Source organism: Pandoraea captiosa (assembly GCF_902459775.1).
GTDB lineage: Bacteria > Pseudomonadota > Gammaproteobacteria > Burkholderiales > Burkholderiaceae > Pandoraea > Pandoraea captiosa.
Genome location: NZ_CABPSQ010000012.1, coordinates 103,099 through 119,652, shown reverse-complemented (window position 1 = coordinate 119,652; position 16,554 = coordinate 103,099). Strand labels below are relative to the sequence as shown.

12 protein-coding genes and 2 tRNA genes are annotated in these 16,554 nt (G+C 62.2%); 10 read left to right on the top strand and 4 right to left on the bottom strand.

Translation table 11 applies throughout. From position 1 onward, the window contains the following. Positions 1-445: 445 nt before the first annotated feature. From PCA31118_RS22660 to PCA31118_RS22635, 6 genes are all read left to right on the top strand, one after another. Positions 446-1,612, top strand: a complete 1,167-nt coding sequence (locus tag PCA31118_RS22660; protein ID WP_150627232.1) for a glycosyltransferase family 4 protein — start codon at positions 446-448, stop codon at positions 1,610-1,612. Further along, the gene (locus PCA31118_RS22655) at positions 1,612-3,567 is read left to right on the top strand and encodes a capsular polysaccharide export protein, LipB/KpsS family (RefSeq protein WP_150627231.1); all 1,956 of its coding nucleotides are present in this window, start codon (positions 1,612-1,614) and stop codon (positions 3,565-3,567) included. The genes PCA31118_RS22660 and PCA31118_RS22655 overlap by 1 nt, the downstream gene beginning before the upstream one ends. Beyond that, positions 3,564-4,997, top strand: a complete 1,434-nt coding sequence (locus tag PCA31118_RS22650) for a mannose-1-phosphate guanylyltransferase/mannose-6-phosphate isomerase (RefSeq protein WP_150627230.1) — start codon at positions 3,564-3,566, stop codon at positions 4,995-4,997. The genes PCA31118_RS22655 and PCA31118_RS22650 overlap by 4 nt, the downstream gene beginning before the upstream one ends. Before the next feature lie 84 nt (positions 4,998-5,081). Further along, a tRNA-Ala gene (locus PCA31118_RS22645) sits at positions 5,082-5,157 on the top strand. A 17-nt stretch (positions 5,158-5,174) separates the two neighbouring features. Beyond that, positions 5,175-5,250: transfer RNA gene (locus PCA31118_RS22640), tRNA-Glu, on the top strand. Positions 5,251-5,490: 240 nt separating this feature from the next. Beyond that, positions 5,491-5,715, top strand: a complete 225-nt coding sequence (locus PCA31118_RS22635) for a hypothetical protein (protein ID WP_044457238.1) — start codon at positions 5,491-5,493, stop codon at positions 5,713-5,715. 82 nt (positions 5,716-5,797) lie between these two features. On the opposite strand, the gene PCA31118_RS22630 is transcribed toward PCA31118_RS22635, so the two are convergent. Genes PCA31118_RS22630 through PCA31118_RS22620 form a run of 3 tightly spaced genes read right to left on the bottom strand, consistent with a single transcriptional unit; the run spans position 5,798 to position 10,224 of the window. Further along, positions 5,798-6,991, bottom strand: a complete 1,194-nt coding sequence (locus PCA31118_RS22630) for an acyltransferase family protein (protein WP_150627229.1) — start codon at positions 6,989-6,991, stop codon at positions 5,798-5,800. Positions 6,992-7,007: 16 nt separating this feature from the next. Next, positions 7,008-7,997, bottom strand: coding sequence for a DUF6492 family protein (locus PCA31118_RS22625; protein WP_150627228.1), 990 nt, complete (start codon positions 7,995-7,997; stop codon positions 7,008-7,010). A 19-nt stretch (positions 7,998-8,016) separates the two neighbouring features. Continuing rightward, a complete protein-coding gene (locus PCA31118_RS22620; RefSeq protein WP_150627227.1) occupies positions 8,017-10,224 on the bottom strand; it encodes a GumC family protein in 2,208 nt (735 codons plus the stop codon). A 207-nt stretch (positions 10,225-10,431) separates the two neighbouring features. Here PCA31118_RS22620 and PCA31118_RS22615 point away from each other — a divergent pair, with 207 nt between their 5' ends. The 4 genes from PCA31118_RS22615 (at position 10,432) to PCA31118_RS22600 (ending at position 15,586) form a co-directional block, all read left to right on the top strand. Continuing rightward, positions 10,432-11,148 (top strand): polysaccharide biosynthesis/export family protein, encoded by a 717-nt coding sequence (locus PCA31118_RS22615; RefSeq protein WP_150627226.1) that lies wholly within the window; start codon positions 10,432-10,434, stop codon positions 11,146-11,148. Between the two features lie 116 nt (positions 11,149-11,264). After that, positions 11,265-12,593 (top strand): hypothetical protein, encoded by a 1,329-nt coding sequence (locus PCA31118_RS22610; protein ID WP_150627225.1) that lies wholly within the window; start codon positions 11,265-11,267, stop codon positions 12,591-12,593. Further along, complete coding sequence (locus tag PCA31118_RS22605) at positions 12,571-14,244, top strand: glycoside hydrolase family 44 protein (protein WP_150627224.1); 1,674 nt, start codon at positions 12,571-12,573, stop codon at positions 14,242-14,244. Before PCA31118_RS22610 ends, PCA31118_RS22605 begins: the two co-directional genes overlap by 23 nt. Before the next feature lies 1 nt (position 14,245). Further along, positions 14,246-15,586, top strand: coding sequence for a lipopolysaccharide biosynthesis protein (locus tag PCA31118_RS22600; RefSeq protein WP_246190383.1), 1,341 nt, complete (start codon positions 14,246-14,248; stop codon positions 15,584-15,586). A 13-nt stretch (positions 15,587-15,599) separates the two neighbouring features. On the opposite strand, the gene PCA31118_RS22595 is transcribed toward PCA31118_RS22600, so the two are convergent. Beyond that, on the bottom strand, positions 15,600-16,541 hold the full coding sequence (locus PCA31118_RS22595; RefSeq protein ID WP_150627223.1) for an NAD-dependent epimerase/dehydratase family protein: 942 nt from the start codon (positions 16,539-16,541) through the stop codon (positions 15,600-15,602). Positions 16,542-16,554: the final 13 nt, after the last annotated feature.

The window sequence follows — 16,554 nt, the reverse complement described above, 5'->3', positions numbered from 1 at the left end:
GGATGTTAAGAATTGTCACAACTTGTTGAGAATTGTTTCACGATGGTCTCACGTTGTGCACCGATGGCAGGGAATTATTTCTATGTTAATCAACGACGTGGCGCAGAACTGCTCGATTTTTGAGCACTTCGCGAAACTGTCAATTTTGATAGGTGACGGAATTTTGATTGTCATAAAGTTGCCACGTGCGTCCCCCGATTCATATGTATGGATCAAATATGTATTTTCATTTTCTTCGTTTCGATGAGAAATTGGTTATGTAAGTTTCTTGTCAGTATTCAGTTATATGTATCGTTGTACGATGTAATTTCCTCTGGCGGTGCAGGCGTGTCACATGGTTGGCGATAGTTGCCTCGTAGTTCGTGAAGTGGATTTAATTCTTGACTTGTTGGTGCGACTTCGGGAATAGTGGGCCGGCGTTTTTTTACGTCAGATGTCCGAATTAATGTCTGAATACCTGTTGGACACCTCCCGTCTCGTCTCCCGATTGCTAGATAACCTCCTGCCTACCGGAGTGGATCGGGTGAGTCTCGCTTATGTTTCGCGATATGGTTCGCGTGCGCGCGCACTGATCAGCCATCGCGGTCATGCGATCGATCTGACGCCGCGCGACTCGCAGACATTGTTCGAAATGCTGCTTGGCGGACGGCGGCCCGTGGGGGTACGCACTTGGCTGGCTGCTTCGCTCGCGCGTGGGGTGACGGCGCGGATCACAGGACGCGAAGCCCAGCGCGCCACGTTGCTGCATACCAGTCATACCGGTATGGAGCACTTGCACTACTATCGGCGTCTTCGTCGTCGCGGCGTGCGCAGCGTGATGATGATTCACGACCTTATTCCGATCACGCATGCTGAGTACTGTCGCCCACACGCCAAGCAGCAGCATCGGCGTCGCATCCACGCGGCGCTTCAATACGCCGATGGATTGGTGACGAATTCGGCTGACACGCTAAAAGCACTTTCCAGCGAAGCGGTATTGGCCGGGTTGCCGTTACCTCAGCACGTCGTTGCCCCCCTGGCGCCGGGTATCGTCAGATCTGAGGCGATGTCGCGCCCGCTCGCCTCACCATATTTCGTCATGGTGGGGACCATAGAGGCGCGAAAAAACCACTGGCTCATCCTTCAGGTCTGGCGGCGATTGGTGGAGCGATTCGGATCGGCGGCGCCGCGGCTTGTCCTCATCGGCCGCCGTGGCTGGGAGAGTGAGAACGCCATCGACATGCTTGAGCGAAGTGATGCTTTGCGTGAACACGTGATCGAGATCGGAGATTGCGACGACCGGGGGTTGCAGCAATGGCTGCAGCATGCTTGCGCGCTGCTGTTCCCCTCATTCGTCGAGGGTTATGGGATGCCTCTGGTCGAGGCGCTGACATTGGGCGTGCCGGTCATCGCGAGTCCCCTCGACGTCTTTCGCGAGATCGCCGGTGACATTCCCGACTACGTCGACGCCCTGGACGGCCCGGGCTGGGTCGCGCGCATCGAATCATTTTCCGATGCGGGCGCGTCGGCGCGCGCAAATCAGCTCCAACGCATGGCGAAGTTTCAAACGCCTACCTGGGATGACCATTTTTCTCGTGTCGATGCGTTGCTGGCGCAACTGGCCGTTCACTGATGGTCGAGAGTACGAGCGCTAATTCTGACGTTACCGCCCGGGATCGGGCGGCATCGCGCGGCCCGATCGGTTCGGGCGGGCGCTGCGCTTCGGCGTGGTTATCGTGGTTCGATCGCCCGCTGCAACGCAGCGACATTGCGCGTGCGCTGGTCAAACTCGCATCGCACGACAACGTGCGGGATGTGGATGCGTTGATGTTGCGAGTTCGGTCGTCGCAGGCGGCGCCAGTGCTGGCGCGCTGGAATCGCGCACCGACAATGCCAAGTTCGGCAAAGGTCGTGCTGCTCATTGACGAGCGTCGTCGGCAGACCAGAGTTTTCGGTGGCGACCGAAACAACTCGCACAGAGCGTTCGCGCGCATGGTAGCGCATGCCCGAGCACATCACGCCGGAAAGCGCGTGGTGATCGTGCGCACGAGAGATCCCGGGCGAGGGCGATGGTTATCCAGTCATATCGATGCGAGGAGATGGCAAGGCGTCGAATGGTACGACGGCGACGCCCATGACTACCTCGCGCACGCCACCGATGTCTATACGTTGGCGTCGAGCGAGGGCTGGTTCGGTATGCTCGCCGGTGCAACGGTGCACGTTTTCGGAACGCCGGTTTACGCCGGATGGGGGTTGAGCGCCGATGCTTTCGTCCTGCCGGTATCCGAGCGTCCAAGTCTTTCCGATCTGTTCCGCGTCATTTATCTGGAGCTTGCGCGATATCGCGATCCGGTCACGCTTGGACGCGGCACGTTGACTGATGTGCTCGACATCGTCGATGTACAGCGCGCTGTGTCCGAGCGCTATCGCGCGCTGGATCGGGTGGACGGGTTTTGTTTTGCGCGATGGAAGCGGCCATTTGCAACGCCATATCTGCGTGCGGGCGGCGGCTCGTTAGCGTGGCTCAATGCGGGCCAATCCGTCCGGACAGGCGCGCGTGTCGCCCTTTGGGGCGCTCGTGAGCGAGACGGCGAGGCTCATGAGGCGCCGCCGCTGCGCATCGAAGACGGATTTCTGCATTCACACGGGCTGGGGTCCGATTTCATTGCGCCGCGAAGTCAGGTTGTCGATCAGCGCGGCATGTACTTCAATCCGGCAACGCCCAACGATCTGACGCAAATCCTGAACGAAACTCAATTCACTCCCGAAGAGTTGGCTCGCGCCAGAGCGTTGCGTGAGCGCATCGTCAGCGCCGGCCTGACCAAGTACAACCTGGGGCGTCGGTCAGTGTCATGGCGTGCGCCAGTCGGATCGCACGTGGTACTCGTCGTCGGACAAGTGGCTGACGATGCGTCGATACGGCTGGGCACCCGACATGTGCGTACCGCTCAAGCATTGTTGGACGAAGTCCGTGCAGCGTGCCCGGGGGCATTCATCGTCTACAAGCCGCACCCGGATGTGTTGAGTGGTAACCGGCGGGGACTGATCGATGCACATGCCGTGGCGGATGTCGTCGACAGCGACGCCGATATTGTTTCGCTTATCGAAGCTAGCGACGAAGTGCACACATTGTCGTCGCTGACCGGCTTCGATGCACTGCTGCGGAACAAGACCGTACATGTCTACGGTCTCCCGTTCTATGCCGGTTGGGGGCTGACGCACGATCATGCGGGGGTGATTCCCTGGCGAGAGCGCGAGCTCACGCTGGACATGCTGGTAGCAGGAGCGTTGCTGAAGTACCCGTTGTATTTCGACTGGCGACTGGGCTTGTACACCACGCCGGAAGCGGTCGTCGCGCAACTCGCGCCGCGCGCCGCGCGACCGCTCGTCGCCGTGCGGCACTCACCGGCCCGCAGCCTCCGAAAGACGAGGCGCTGGTTGCGCAATGTCGCCATGTATTTCCTCACTTCCCTTCGCGACAGGCTTCGTAGCGAAGCGATATATGCGCCGCCACCGGATGCCGGGGCATCCGGCCACTGGCGCACCGATCCCCCCTTTTTCAACGATCGAGACCAGAGCACAAAATGAAAATTTTTCCCATCGTCCTGTGTGGTGGTAGCGGTACGCGTTTGTGGCCGATGTCCCGAGGCGGCTATCCGAAGCAATACCTCAAGCTGACCGGCGACACGACGCTGATTCAGCAAACGGTACAGCGCGCGTCGGCCCTTCCCGGCGTCCAGCCCGCGATTGTCGTCACGAACAATGAGCAGCGATTTTTGGTGGTCGATCAGCTTCGCGAGATAGGGGCGTCCGTATCAGCGATCGTGCTTGAACCGGTCGCGCGAAATACCGCCCCTGCCATTGCTGCGGCAGCTCGACTGGCGATGCGTCTGTCCCACGACGAAGATGCGTTAGTACTCGTGCTTCCGTCGGACCATGTCATCGGCAACGAACCGGCGTTCGCCGCAGCGGTTGGCGAAGCGGTGAAGGCGGCCCTGGATGAGCGTCTCGTGACGTTCGGTATTCGGCCAACGGCGCCGAACACGGGCTACGGGTATATCCGTGCGGGTGACGTGCTGGTCGGCGGCGGGCAGGCACGCCAGGTCGAAGCGTTTGTTGAAAAGCCGGACGCGCAAAAAGCCGCAGAGTTGTTGGCTGCCGGCGGGCATTATTGGAACAGCGGGATGTTCCTTTTCAAGGCATCGACATTCCTCAACGAACTCGCCCGATTCGCCCCGGCAACCGCCGAATGTGCCGGAGCGTCGCTCGATGCCGCCCAACAGGATATGAACTTCACCCGCCTGAACGCCGATCGGTTTGCCGCGTGTGCCAGCGAGTCGATCGACTATGCGGTGATGGAGCATACGGACCGCGCTGCCGTGGTGCCAACCGATGCGCTAGGTTGGAGCGACATCGGTTCGTGGGCGGCACTGACGGAACTGGCGCAAGCCGACGACGACGGCAACGCCATTCTGGGCGATGTGTTGGTCGAAGATACCCGCAATTCCTATATCCGCGCAGAGCATCGCATGGTCGCTACCATCGGTCTGGACGACGTCGTGATCGTTGAGACGGCGGACGCCGTGCTTGTGGCGCACCGTGATCGCGCGCAGGACGTGAAGAAGATCGTCGAACGTCTGAATGCGACCGGGCGTCAGGAGTCGGTGACGCATCGCCGCGTGGTGCGTCCTTGGGGAACGTACGAGGGCATCGATCAGGGTGATCGGTTCCAGGTCAAACGCATCGTGGTGAACCCGGGCGCTCAGCTCAGTCGCCAGATGCATCACCATCGTGCGGAACACTGGGTGGTCGTGCGTGGCACGGCACTTGTGTCCAATGGTGATAAGGAAATTCTGCTCACAGAGAATGAATCGACTTACATTCCGCTCGGGGTAACGCACCGTTTGCGTAATCCGGGCAAAATCGCGCTCGAATTGATTGAGGTGCAGTCGGGGACGTATCTCGGCGAGGACGATATCGTCCGGTTCGAAGATACCTACGGACGGGTGCCGGTTTGACAGGCACGGACGCAGCACGCGCGGCCTGGTCAGGCGGTGTTTGCCAAGTTTGTCCAAATACGCTATAGTCACGCCTCTTCGCGCGGGGGTATAGCTCAGCTGGGAGAGCGCTTGCATGGCATGCAAGAGGTCAGCGGTTCGATCCCGCTTACCTCCACCAAACGAATGACGATTTTTGTCCCCTTCGTCTAGAGGCCTAGGACATCACCCTTTCACGGTGAGTACAGGGGTTCGAATCCCCTAGGGGACGCCACATAACGGCAGCGGTGCCGTGGTTTGCACCGAAGTCGGCCGGCGTCAGGTTCGGCAAAGCAAGAAGCCGGATGTCTTCACGACATCCGGCTTCTTGCGTTTACATCGCTTGTGCCGATCCTTATGCGACGTTCGTGCGACCCGCCACGGCGATTCGGCGTCAGCGGGCGAACGGCCTCTGCCGGTACAATACCGCTTTTGCACCGACGCGCCCCGTCGCGCGCCGCATGATGGATTGCCGATGAGCCGACCCGCCCTGACTCTCAAGTTCAAGTGCACCAAGTGTGCCAAACCCGTCACGCTGTATCTGCAGAAGACGACCGCCTGTTCGCACATCACGCCGTATCAGGGCTGGTGCAAGTGCGGCCAGCTGATGCGCCACGCCACGGGCGACAAGGACGCCGTTGCGTCGTTCGTCGATTCGATGGACCCGCTCTGGTCGCATCACCACCATCACCATCATTGACCGGCGTGATCGCTACGTCCCGACGATGTGGCGGCACAGGGTTCGGCACGGCGTCAGCAGCACCTCAGCAACGTGCCAACCGTCAGTTCGCGGCGCCGCGCCGCGAGCGCCCGCCGAGCCAGGCCAGACGCCGCCGCAGGAACGTCTGCGCCGGTGCCTCCAGCGCCCGATAGACCCACCGCGCAAGCACGAACACCACGATCAGATAGGCCGCCAGGAACCATGGACTCATGGCCAGGGTCGCGCTCGACATGCCCATACGCTGCAACACGATCACCGTCGTGAGTTGCAGCGGAAAGTGAATCAGATAGCTGGAATATGTCGTGTTGCCGAGATTGGCGATGGGCGACGCGAACCGTTCAGGAATCCACGGCTCGATGGCGTGCAGCAACACGATCGAGACCGGTGCAATGACCGTCGCTGCCAGATATTTCGTCCCGCCGAACAGCGCGCACGCGGCGAACAATACCGCATACCCCGCACAGCACAGCAACACCGTTGCACGACGGTGTGCCTCGATGACGTCGCGCAACCGCTCGTAAACCAGGTGTACCGCGCCGCCCATGAAAAAGTAGAAGGCGCAGAAGACGATGTTCGACTCGCTACCCTTGATGTGCTGATGAATCAGCAGGCCCCCTGTGGCCGCCGAGAGGCACATGATCAGCAACGTCCACCCGAGACCGATGCGACAGCATCGCGCCAGCAGGAAGAACGCCACATAAATCACGATTTCCGTCGATACGCTCCACACCGGACCGTTGAATGAGTCGGTGTACGGCGTCAACCAGCCGGACGCGAAGATCACGTTGACGAAGAAGTCGTAAGGCGTGTTGTACGGATAAACGAAGAACGCGTGGTTCTCGCGCACGTAATACGTCTGCAACAGCGCCACGACCACGAGCGTGACGATATGCAGCGGGTACAACCGCGAGAAACGGTTCAGGAAGAACAGGCCGCCGGAGACCTGGCGGGCAACGATCTTCGACAGATAGCGGTTGAAGAAAATGAAGCCGGAGATCGTCCAGAAGACGTTCACGCCGAGCCATCCGAAATCGTAGAACGGATGCAACAGCGCGTAGAGCGGCTGCGTGTCGCGCACCACTTCGATGGACGCCGTTTCGGGCCGGAAGAAGAAATGCTGGTAATGCCAGACGAGCACCGCGAACGCACTGAAAAATCGCAGGATCTCGATGCCGACCATCCGGCCACGCGTGCTGTCGGTGTTGCCTGTGTTGCCGATGTTGCCTGTACTGCCCGTGCTGCCCGTACTGCTCATGGAATCGGGTCCTGTCTTATTTGATACCCGCGCCGTTGCCCAGCAACTTCTTGACCATCTTGAGCCCCTTGCGCACGACCGCCGAGTATAACTCTGCGCCCTTGAGCGCAGGGTCCACGTGACGCTCGTACGGCTGAATGTCGATCGGGAAATACGGCGAGAGCTTCGCCACGACCTGATCGAGCGGAATCTTCGTATTGCTCTGCACCACGGCGAACAATCCATCGCTTTCGGGGGCGAAGTAGTGCGCGGCGTCCCACTCCTGCATCTTGTCGGCAAACCACACGCTCTCGTCGGCGTGCAGCGTGCGCTGCGGGGGCACGGCCTGCGTGTGGTACTTGTCGAGCAGGCCGGCCCGCTCGGCGTTGAGCCAGTACAGCGTGTATTCCGTCCAGTCGATGGCGTAGTTCGCGAGCAGCACGCGCTTCCAGTCCGTACCGTGCACAGCTTCGAGCCGCGCCTGCAGCGACAGGCACAGCGAGCGCGAGAGCGTTGCGGGCGTCCACCACACGCCTTCGCGATCCAGATGCGGATCGACATCGAGCAGCTTGGCCGACGCTTCCCAGTAGTACGGCTCGACGCTTCGTCCCTTGAGGTGCGTGATCGCACGGCCGTCGACGATGAGCGAGTCGTAGTCGAAGGCGTGGGTGGCGAAACAGTCGGGATCGAAGATGAGGAAGTACTCGGTCTCGATCCACTCCGGCGCGTTGATCTTGATGATCTGCTGACGATGCCAGTTACGGATCTGGTGCCGCTGCGAGAACTCGTTGAACGCCCCCATGTACAGCGACTCGTCGATCACTTCGATGGGGAAGTCGGACCACGCCTTCGCATAGCTACGCACTTCCTCGACTTCGTCGTGCGGCACGATGATCACGAAGCGATGGAACAGGTCCGGCGTCGTGAAGTGTCGCAGCGACGAGAAGAGGATGTCGCAACGACCGATGTTGTCGGCGTAGTGTCGTCCGCGGGTCTTGATCGGCAGGATCGCGCTGATTTGGGGCATGAGGGTCTGCACCGAGGCCTTAGAAGAACCGGTAGATGAAGCTCGGAATGTAGCCGCGACGATGCGTGAGCGCCACGCCAATGAGGCGGCCTCCCGCGTCTTCGACCTGCGCCTTGAGACCGGCAATGACCGGCTTGCGCGTGGCTTCCGCGCGCACCACGAGCACCGTGGCGTCCGCCAGCGACGCGTTTTCGATGCCGCTGAACGACTGACTCGACGGCGGCGCATGCACGACGATGTAGTCGTGCGACTCGCGCAGCCCGTCGAACAGCCGCGTGACCTGCTGCCACGACGACGGAATGGCGCCGCTGCGCGGTTGCGCCACAACGATGTTGTGACGATCGACACGCGTGAACGTCAGGTCCGCAAGCGCTCCGGCGGCATCTGCATTGATGCGGACGCCGCCCTCGGCGCCGGCGGTGCGGCTGCTGCCGTTCGATGGCCATTCCAGCAGGCCTTGCGCGTTCGGCTTGCCATATACCGGCGCGTCGGGCGTCGAGGCGATGTCCAGAATCAGAATCGGTTTGTCGGAGCGATATTCGAGTTCGCTTGTAAGCCCTTGAATGACGGAAGACTGGCCGTCGTTTCTGCCGGTCGACAACACCATCACCACCTTGGCATGCGCGTCGGTGCTGCTATTGATCGCGGCGATCATGCGACCGTAGGCCAGATGCGCGGGACGCGCATAGGCGGGTTCGGCATTCGCGCCACCCGCTGTCGCGCCGCCGGAACCGGTAACGTCAGCGGCACCGGCGGCACCGGCGCCACCGGCTCGTGCCCCGCCGAGCAGCACCGGGGCGTTCACCACCGGCAGCAGCAGCGCGCGTTCGACTTGTTCCGGGCTGAGGAACGTTTCGCGCAGGCTCGACAGAATCAGCACCGTGAGCGCAGAGATCAACAGGCCGGCGGCAATCGACGCGGCAATCAGCAGGCTGGCCGACACGCTGCGTTGCGACGGCGGGAAAGGCGCCTGAATGACGCGCACGTTGGTGCCGTTGATCTGGCTGACCTGACCCTGCTGCACGCGGGCGAGTTCCACCTGGCGCGAACGGTCCTTGAAGCTGTCGGCGAGAATGTCGCGACGCGCCTGCAACTGACTCAACTGGCTCGACACGTCGCTCATGCCTTGCAGCTTGCTGCGGGTGTCCTTGATCTGCGCTTCGAGCTCCGCTTGCTGGGCCACGCCACCGGCGATGCTCGCGTTGAGCACGGCAAGACGTTCCTGCACCACGTCGTAATAGTTGTTATGGCCCAAGCGCGTGGCGGTCATCATCTCCTGACGCTGCTTGGCGATGTTCGCGCGCATGTCGGCGATCTGCTTGTCGAGCTGCACCACGAACGGCGAGGTCGCCATGTAGCGCGATGCGAAGTCGGCGCGCTTGTTCTCCAGCTCGCTCAGCGAACCTTGCAGCGTGTTGATCGCGCGGCTGGTCTCGGAGTCGTCCGTGTAGATCGGAATCGTCGAGCGCACGTCCCGGGTCGAGCTTTGCAGCGACTTCAGTTCGCTGCGGTCCTGAGCGAGCTTCGCATCGGTTTCGAGCTTGCGCTGCACGAGTTGCGCTTCGAGCATCACGGCGCGCGACGTCTGATCGTCGATCTTCACGATGCCGTGCTTCTTCTGGAACGCGAGCAGATCGGCGTCTGCCTTGTCGAGTTGCTTGCCCACGTCGTCGCGCTGGCTGACCAGCAGGTTGACGCGACCCTGCGTGAAGATCGATGCGCGCTGACGGAAGTACTTGTCGAGCAGGCGCGCCAGCGCATCGGCCGCCGCCTTCGGATCGGTATCCGAATAGGTCAGCGTGATGGTGTTGGCCAGATCGTTCTGCTCGATGTGCAGACGCTTCTCGAAGTTCTGCAACTCGCGGTCGATCTCGCTTGCCGTCGCACTCGGGCCGAGCTTCGAGAGGATGACGTCGCGGTGCAGTTCGGGGCTGGAGAGAATCTGCGCTTCCACACCGTTCAACTGTCCGGGCGGGGGTTGCAGCGACACACCGCCGTTCGGATTGTTGGTCTGGTCGTAGTACCCCGCATTGAGCACGAGCAACGTGGCCTGTGCGCGATACGGAATCGGCACGAAGAGCGCGACGAGAATGCCGAGCGCCACAATGGCGAGGAACACCGTCGTGGCAATCTTGCGATAGTAAAAAAGGGTGTTGAGATAATCCCGGATCGTCACGTCGACGACCGCGGCGTGCCGGTCAGGCCTTGTTCTAGTCGTAATTGCCATAGCGATGCAAGAAGCGTAAAGGTTGCCCGGCCATTTGGAATGGTTTCAAGGCGCATATCTTACGCAAGAAAGTCCCCGTAAAGTCCCCCTAAAACCGCCATTATCCTAAATCTGACGCTGTTTTATCGTGCTTGGCGAGACGGCAGAAGTGCACTAGAGTACGGTCCAAACTCCGTGTAACTACCCCGGCCTCGTGCCATCTGTCCCATGAATATGCTCCGCCCGGCCTGCGTACTGGCGCTGATGACGCTGACGGCCTGCACCCAAACCTGGGTCGACACCAAATACCAGCAACCCGATCGTTTCGCGACGTGGGTCGATGCCACGCCGAGTCCGTACCGGCTGTTGCCGGGCGACGACATTTCCGTGGTGTTGCCATTTAACATCGAGCTCAACTACAAGGGCCGCGTCGCGCCCGACGGCACCGTTGCCATGCCGTTCGCAGGCAACCTGCCGGCAGCCGGCCAGACGCTCGCGCAATTCGGCGACACGGTCAACCGCGCACTCGCGGCCAACCACATGACCGCGAATGCGATGGCCATGGTCGCCGTGACGCAGACCGCCGCACACGTTTTCGTCGGCGGCGAAGTCGGCAAGCCCGGCGAGCTCGCGCTCACGCCCGGTATGAGCGTGATGCAGGCAATCATCACGGCGCAGGGCCTGCTCGACACCGCACGTACCGGCGAAATCGTGCTGATTCGCCGCAGCCCCGACGGTCGTCCGATGCTTCGCACGGTCGACGTGAAGGCGCTCACGCAGCAGGGCGATCCCGCGCATGACATCGTGTTGCAGTCGAACGACACGATCTTCGTGCCGAAGTCGTCGATTGCCGAAGTCGATCTCTGGGTCGACCAGTACATCAACAAGGCGCTGCCGTTCAACAAGAACGTCAACTACGACATCAACGGCGCACGCAGCTTCTGATCGCCGGACTTAACGGTGGAAGTAACGCTGGACGTCGCACACGAAGTGCGGCCTCCGGCAACGTCCGACCCGATCCGGCAAATTCGCCCAGTCTAACTACCGATTTCAACCGCTTCGTGACAGCCGCGCAGCCATCCTTCGAAACGAGACCCACCGCACCGGATGCCGCCGAACATCCCGCGGACGACTTGCCGGCCGTGTTCGCGGGCGGCTTGCCGCGCACGGCTGTCGTTGCCGTGCTGGTCGTGCTGTTGCCGTTGTTCGGTCAGACGTTCCACTACATCGCGACGCTCTATCCGCTGTGGGCGCTCTCGAAGGCGTTTCCGATTCTCACGCTGCCGCTGGTGTTGCGCCTGGGCAGCCAGCCGCGCTTTCCGATGACGCGGCAGGTGTTGCTCAGCTTTGCGTGGCTGGTGCTCGTGCCGAGCTTCGCGGCCGTGATTTACTTTCACGAAAGCGTCTTCACCAGCGTTACGGCACAGGTGAAGCTGCTGCCGATCCTGTATTTCTTTTCCTTTCTTGCACTGCTGCTCATGCTCAAGCCCACGCTGCATGAGTTGGGGCGCAGCTTCGTCATTCTCGGCGCCATCGTCGTTGGCGCCCTGATTCTCATGTGGCTGCTGGTGCCCGCCGACTGGTACAAGGAAACCTACGTTTTCGGACAAGCGCCGTTCTTCACGAGCGACAGTCGCGGACATCGCATTCGCATGTCGATGTACTTTCCGTTCATCCTGTTGTTTTTCTGCTATCGCCGCGCGTTCTTCGAGCGCCACGTCGGCTATCTCGTGAGCGTGCTGATCGGGCTGGCGGTGGCGCTGCTGATCGTCAAATCGCGCGCGATGGCCATCGGCATCATGGGTGTGCTGGTGATCAACACGTTCGTGTGGGCGCGCCCGCGTGCGCGTATCGGCCTGATGCTCGTCGCGCCGATCGTACTCGTCGGTATCTTTTCGATGGGGTATCTCGCGACGATCTTCAGCGCCAATGCGGAAACGGGTTTCGATACGCGTCGTATCTCGGCCCTGCTCGCGACGCGTTTTCTCGGTAACGACTCGTTGCGCTGGCTGTTCGGCGTGGGGACCATCAGCCCCGCGAGCGGCGACACGCTCACGACGTATTTCCACCACTTCTTCTTCCTGGCCGACATTACGTGGCTTGGGATCGTGTTCGAGTACGGCCTGATCGGCGCGTTCGTCATTCTGTGCTTTCAGCTGCGAGGCCTTTTTTTCTATCGGCGCCTGCGCGCGGAAGTCGAAGACGATTTCCTCGGAGCGCTGTACGACTATCTGGTTTTCGTGCTGCTCGTTTCCTTCTTCTATCCGCCAACACTGGCACCGGGCGAGACGGCCGTCATTCTGGCGATCTTCGTCTATGTCTGGCGCGCCGGCGGATTCGATTATCGTGCTGCTCCCCGGAGTTTCCATGCGCGTGTTGCCGCGCCGTAGTGCGTATTCCAGACTGACCAAACTCGTGGGCGCCGCCGTGTTGCTGTCGTGCGCCGCCTGCACCGAGGCAACGCCCGGCGGCGCGTTACCTGTGACCATTGCTGTGGATGCGGCAGCCAACCGGCACCCGATCAATCCGCTGATCTACGGCATCAATTTCGGCACGACGGCGATATTGCAGGACCTGCGCGCACCGCTCAACCGTTCGGGCGGCAACAGTGCGTCGGCCTACAACTGGCGGCTCGACGCGCGCAACGCCGGGCGCGACTGGTACTACGAAAGCCTGCCCGTCAACCCGACGGACATCAACGATCAGTTCGGCGATCGCTTTGTGGCGCTCACACAGGCCGCGGGCGCGCAGCCGATCGTGACGATCTCCATGCTCGGACGCGTGGCCACGCTCTCGCGCTCACGCGACCGGCTCGCGAGCTTTTCCATTGCCAAATACGGCCCGCAGCAGAACCACGACGTCGACGGCATGACGGATGCGGGCAACGGGATTCTGCGCGACGGCACGCCCGTCAGGAACGACCCGGACGACGCCACCGTGCCCGACGATCCCGCAAGCCAGCAGGCGCGTGTTGCCGCACTAGTGCAGCAATTCGGCCCGGCGCGCGCGGGCGGGGTGAAGTATTACGCGATGGATAACGAGCCCAGTCTCTGGCAGCTGATACACAACAATTCGCATCCGAGCGGCGCACACGCGAGCGAGATCGCCGCCAAGGTCATCGCGTATTCGCGCGCAGTGAAGGCCGCGGATCCGGGTGCGAAGGTGCTCGCACCGGAAGAGTGGGGCTGGAACGGTTACCTGTACAGCGGCTTCGATCAGCAGCACTCGATCACGCATGGCTATGCCCAGGCGCCGGACCGCCTGAACGAAACGGGGGGGATGCCGTACATCCCGTGGTTGCTCACGCAGTGGAAGCGGGCGGGGCGGCCGGTCGATATCTTCAGTCTGCACTTTTATCCGCAGAGCAAGGAGTACGAAGAGCCGGCCGACGGCCATTCGACCGACATCGCGCTCATGCGCAACCGGTCGACGCGCAACCTGTGGGACCCCAATTACAAGGACCCGACGTGGATCAACAGCGTGGTTGCGCTGATTCCGATGATGCGCCAGTGGGTCGATACGTACTATTACCCGGGCACGCCCATCGCGCTTACCGAATACAACTGGGGCGCGGACACGCGCATGAACGGGGCCACCGCGCAGGCCGACATTCTCGGCATTTTCGGCCGCGAAAAGCTGGACATGGCCACGCGCTGGGGCACGCTCGATCCGTCGATGCCGGTGTACAAGGCGATCAAGCTGTATCGTAATTACGACGACCACGGCGGTGAGTTCGGATCGACGAGCGTGGCCGCGAGCACGCCCGATCCGGATACGGTGTCGGCGTTCGCCGCGTTGCGCGACAAGGACGGTGCGCTGACGCTCGTCGTCATCAACAAGCAACTTGAGCGCGCCGCGCAGGCGACGATTTCGCTCGCCAACTTTGCCGAGGCGGGCACGGGCGAAGTCTGGCAACTGGTGGACAACAAGCTGGCGCGAGCGCCGGACACCACATTTTCCGGTCGCGAACTGCGCGCGGAGCTGCCGCCGCAAAGCATCAAGCTTTTCGTGCTGCGCAAGCCGGCGAACCGAGTGAAATGACATGAGCGAGACGCAAACCCCGGCAGGCAAATCCGGTGCCTCGATGATTCGCGGCAGCGTGATCAGCCTCGGCGTGCGTTTGCTGGATCTGCCGAGCCGCTACGGTTTCCATCTGCTGATAGCGGCGGCGCTCGGTGTCGAGCAGACCGGCAACTTCTACATCGTGTTCAGTACGATGGTCGCGCTCGCGGGGTTCGGGCGTCTCGGCATGGATCAGGCGTTGACACGGCAACTGGCCATGGATGTGGCTTCCGGGCGAACGGGCGCCGTTCGGCCGACGATCCGGCGTGCCATGGGGCAAGTCTTGCTTGCCTCGGTGGTCGTGTCGGTGCTGCTCGCAGGGGGTGCGGCGCTCTTCGCCAACGACATTCTCAGGAAGCCGGAACTCGTGGCGCCGCTCATGTTGGGCGCGCTCTCCTTCATTCCGCAGAACTTGGGCGCGGCCATTGCCGGTGCGCTCGCCGGATTGCAGCGCGTGGGTTTCAGTCAGATGATTTATTCGTGGCTGTGGCCGGCGATCTTCTGTGTGGCCGCGATCCCACTGGTGGCGACGGGCAAACTGACGGTCGCCAATACGCTGGTGCTGACGGCGGCAAGTTTCACCCTGGCGGCGATCGTCGGGGCGGTGTTGTTGAGACGATTCCTGCGTGAGGTGCCGTCGGGCGGGGCGCCCGACAGGATTCACCGGTTGCTGAAGCCGGGGCTATCGCTGTTCTCGCTGGAACTCACCAAACTGCTCATTACCTCCGCGCCGGCCATCGTGCTGGGGATCGTGGCCTCGTCGCGAGAAACCGGGTTGTTTGCACTGGCGTGGCGTCTTGCGCTCGTGGTGAACATTCTGATCAGTGGCGTGACGGGCATGGCCGCGCCGCGTTTCGCAAGCCTGTATGCGCGTCAGGACATTGCCGGGCTGGAGCGCAGTGCGGCACAAGCCATCGGCCTGGTGCTATGCCTCGCTTTGCCTGTGACGCTCGGCATGCTGCTTGTGCCGCAGTTCCTGCTGGGACTGTTCGGGCATGGCTTCGACGACGGCGCTGGTGCGCTGCGCGTACTGGCGCTCGGGCAGATCGCGGCGGCCTGCTTTACGGCGATGCCGGAGTTGCTGGGTATGACGGCCCATACGCGCTCGCTCATGCGCATCAACGTGGTGTCGGTCGTGGTGTTGCTCGCCGGACTCGCCGCGCTCGCGCCGATGGGCGGTAGCGTGGGCGCGTCGGTGGCGGCGTCGCTGGCGATCGCCGTGAACGGTGCCGCCGCCGCGTGGGCGGCACGCCGGTTGCTGGGCGTGTCGCCGTTCTCCACGCTGTGGCGCTGGACGGCAGGTCGTCTGGCAGGGCGCTAGGAAGGCGTCGACATCAGCGCCGTACAGCGTCGGCTTTCGCCTCGGCTTTCACTGCCTCGCGCCACGGTGTCCACGTCAGACCGAACGTGCTTTGTGCCCGGCTGGCATCCAGACAGATGTCCTGCTGCCAAAGCCGCGCGAGCGACGGTGGCAACGGCGGTGGCAATCCTTTGAGCCCGATCTTGCCGCCCAGAGTCTCGGCGATCTTGAGCGCGGGCGCGACGAGTTTCGTCTCGATCTTCAGGCGTCGCGCGCCAATGCGCCTGACCGGCGTCGCACCCAACGCCATGGCGTAAGCCACGAAATAGTCGTTCCAGCGCGGGGCATCGGCCATGGCGAGGTTGTACGCGCATCCTGCCGCCTCGGAGCGACGCAGTGCTTCGAGGGCCACCTGCACAACGTCGTCGACATGCACGAGATTGCTATGGGCGTCGCCTGCAGCACCCAGGTCGCCCAGGCGGCCGGCGAGCAGCAATTGCGCAATGCGCTCGGACCACTGCGGGCTGCCGCCTCCGTAGACACAGCCGGGACGCAGGACCGTGAGCCCTGGTAACCCCGCCAGCATCCGCTCCGCCTCGACTTTCGCCATGCCGTAAGGGCTGGCGCCGACAAGCGCTGCCGACTCGTCGACGTGACCTTCGGCAGTGCCGTAGACCGCCATCGAACTGAAGTAGACGGTGGGCAGTGGCTTGCCGAGGGCATCGAGTGCTTCGCGCAAGGCGCGGGCATTCGCCACGATGGTTTCCGGCGACCCCGCGACGCAGTTCACGATGCCGTCGACGTTGGCCAGGGCTGCGCCGAGCGAAGCGGACGACAGCGCGTCTACGGCGAGCAGGCCGGCTTGCGCGCGGCGTGAGGCGGCGACGGGCTCGGCCCAATCGCTGGCGGCGAGCGCGCTGACGATGTGCCGACCGATAAACCCGGTCGCGCCGGTAACGAGGATGCGAGCTTTCATGAGGCGGATGGGG

Bases quoted from the DNA above. Each gene is read 5' to 3' on its own strand.
- PCA31118_RS22650 (WP_150627230.1), top strand. From the start codon at position 3,564: ATGAAAATTTTTCCCATCGTCCTGTGTGGTGGTAGCGGTACGCGTTTG.
- PCA31118_RS22655 (WP_150627231.1), top strand. From the start codon at position 1,612: ATGGTCGAGAGTACGAGCGCTAATTCTGACGTTACCGCCCGGGATCGG.
- PCA31118_RS22595 (WP_150627223.1), bottom strand. From the start codon at position 16,541: ATGAAAGCTCGCATCCTCGTTACCGGCGCGACCGGGTTTATCGGTCGG.
- PCA31118_RS22620 (WP_150627227.1), bottom strand. From the start codon at position 10,224: ATGGCAATTACGACTAGAACAAGGCCTGACCGGCACGCCGCGGTCGTC.
- PCA31118_RS22600 (WP_246190383.1), top strand. From the start codon at position 14,246: ATGAGCGAGACGCAAACCCCGGCAGGCAAATCCGGTGCCTCGATGATT.
- PCA31118_RS22630 (WP_150627229.1), bottom strand. From the start codon at position 6,991: ATGAGCAGTACGGGCAGCACGGGCAGTACAGGCAACATCGGCAACACA.
- PCA31118_RS22615 (WP_150627226.1), top strand. From the start codon at position 10,432: ATGAATATGCTCCGCCCGGCCTGCGTACTGGCGCTGATGACGCTGACG.
- PCA31118_RS22605 (WP_150627224.1), top strand. From the start codon at position 12,571: ATGCGCGTGTTGCCGCGCCGTAGTGCGTATTCCAGACTGACCAAACTC.
- PCA31118_RS22625 (WP_150627228.1), bottom strand. From the start codon at position 7,997: ATGCCCCAAATCAGCGCGATCCTGCCGATCAAGACCCGCGGACGACAC.
- PCA31118_RS22635 (WP_044457238.1), top strand. From the start codon at position 5,491: ATGAGCCGACCCGCCCTGACTCTCAAGTTCAAGTGCACCAAGTGTGCC.
- PCA31118_RS22660 (WP_150627232.1), top strand. From the start codon at position 446: ATGTCTGAATACCTGTTGGACACCTCCCGTCTCGTCTCCCGATTGCTA.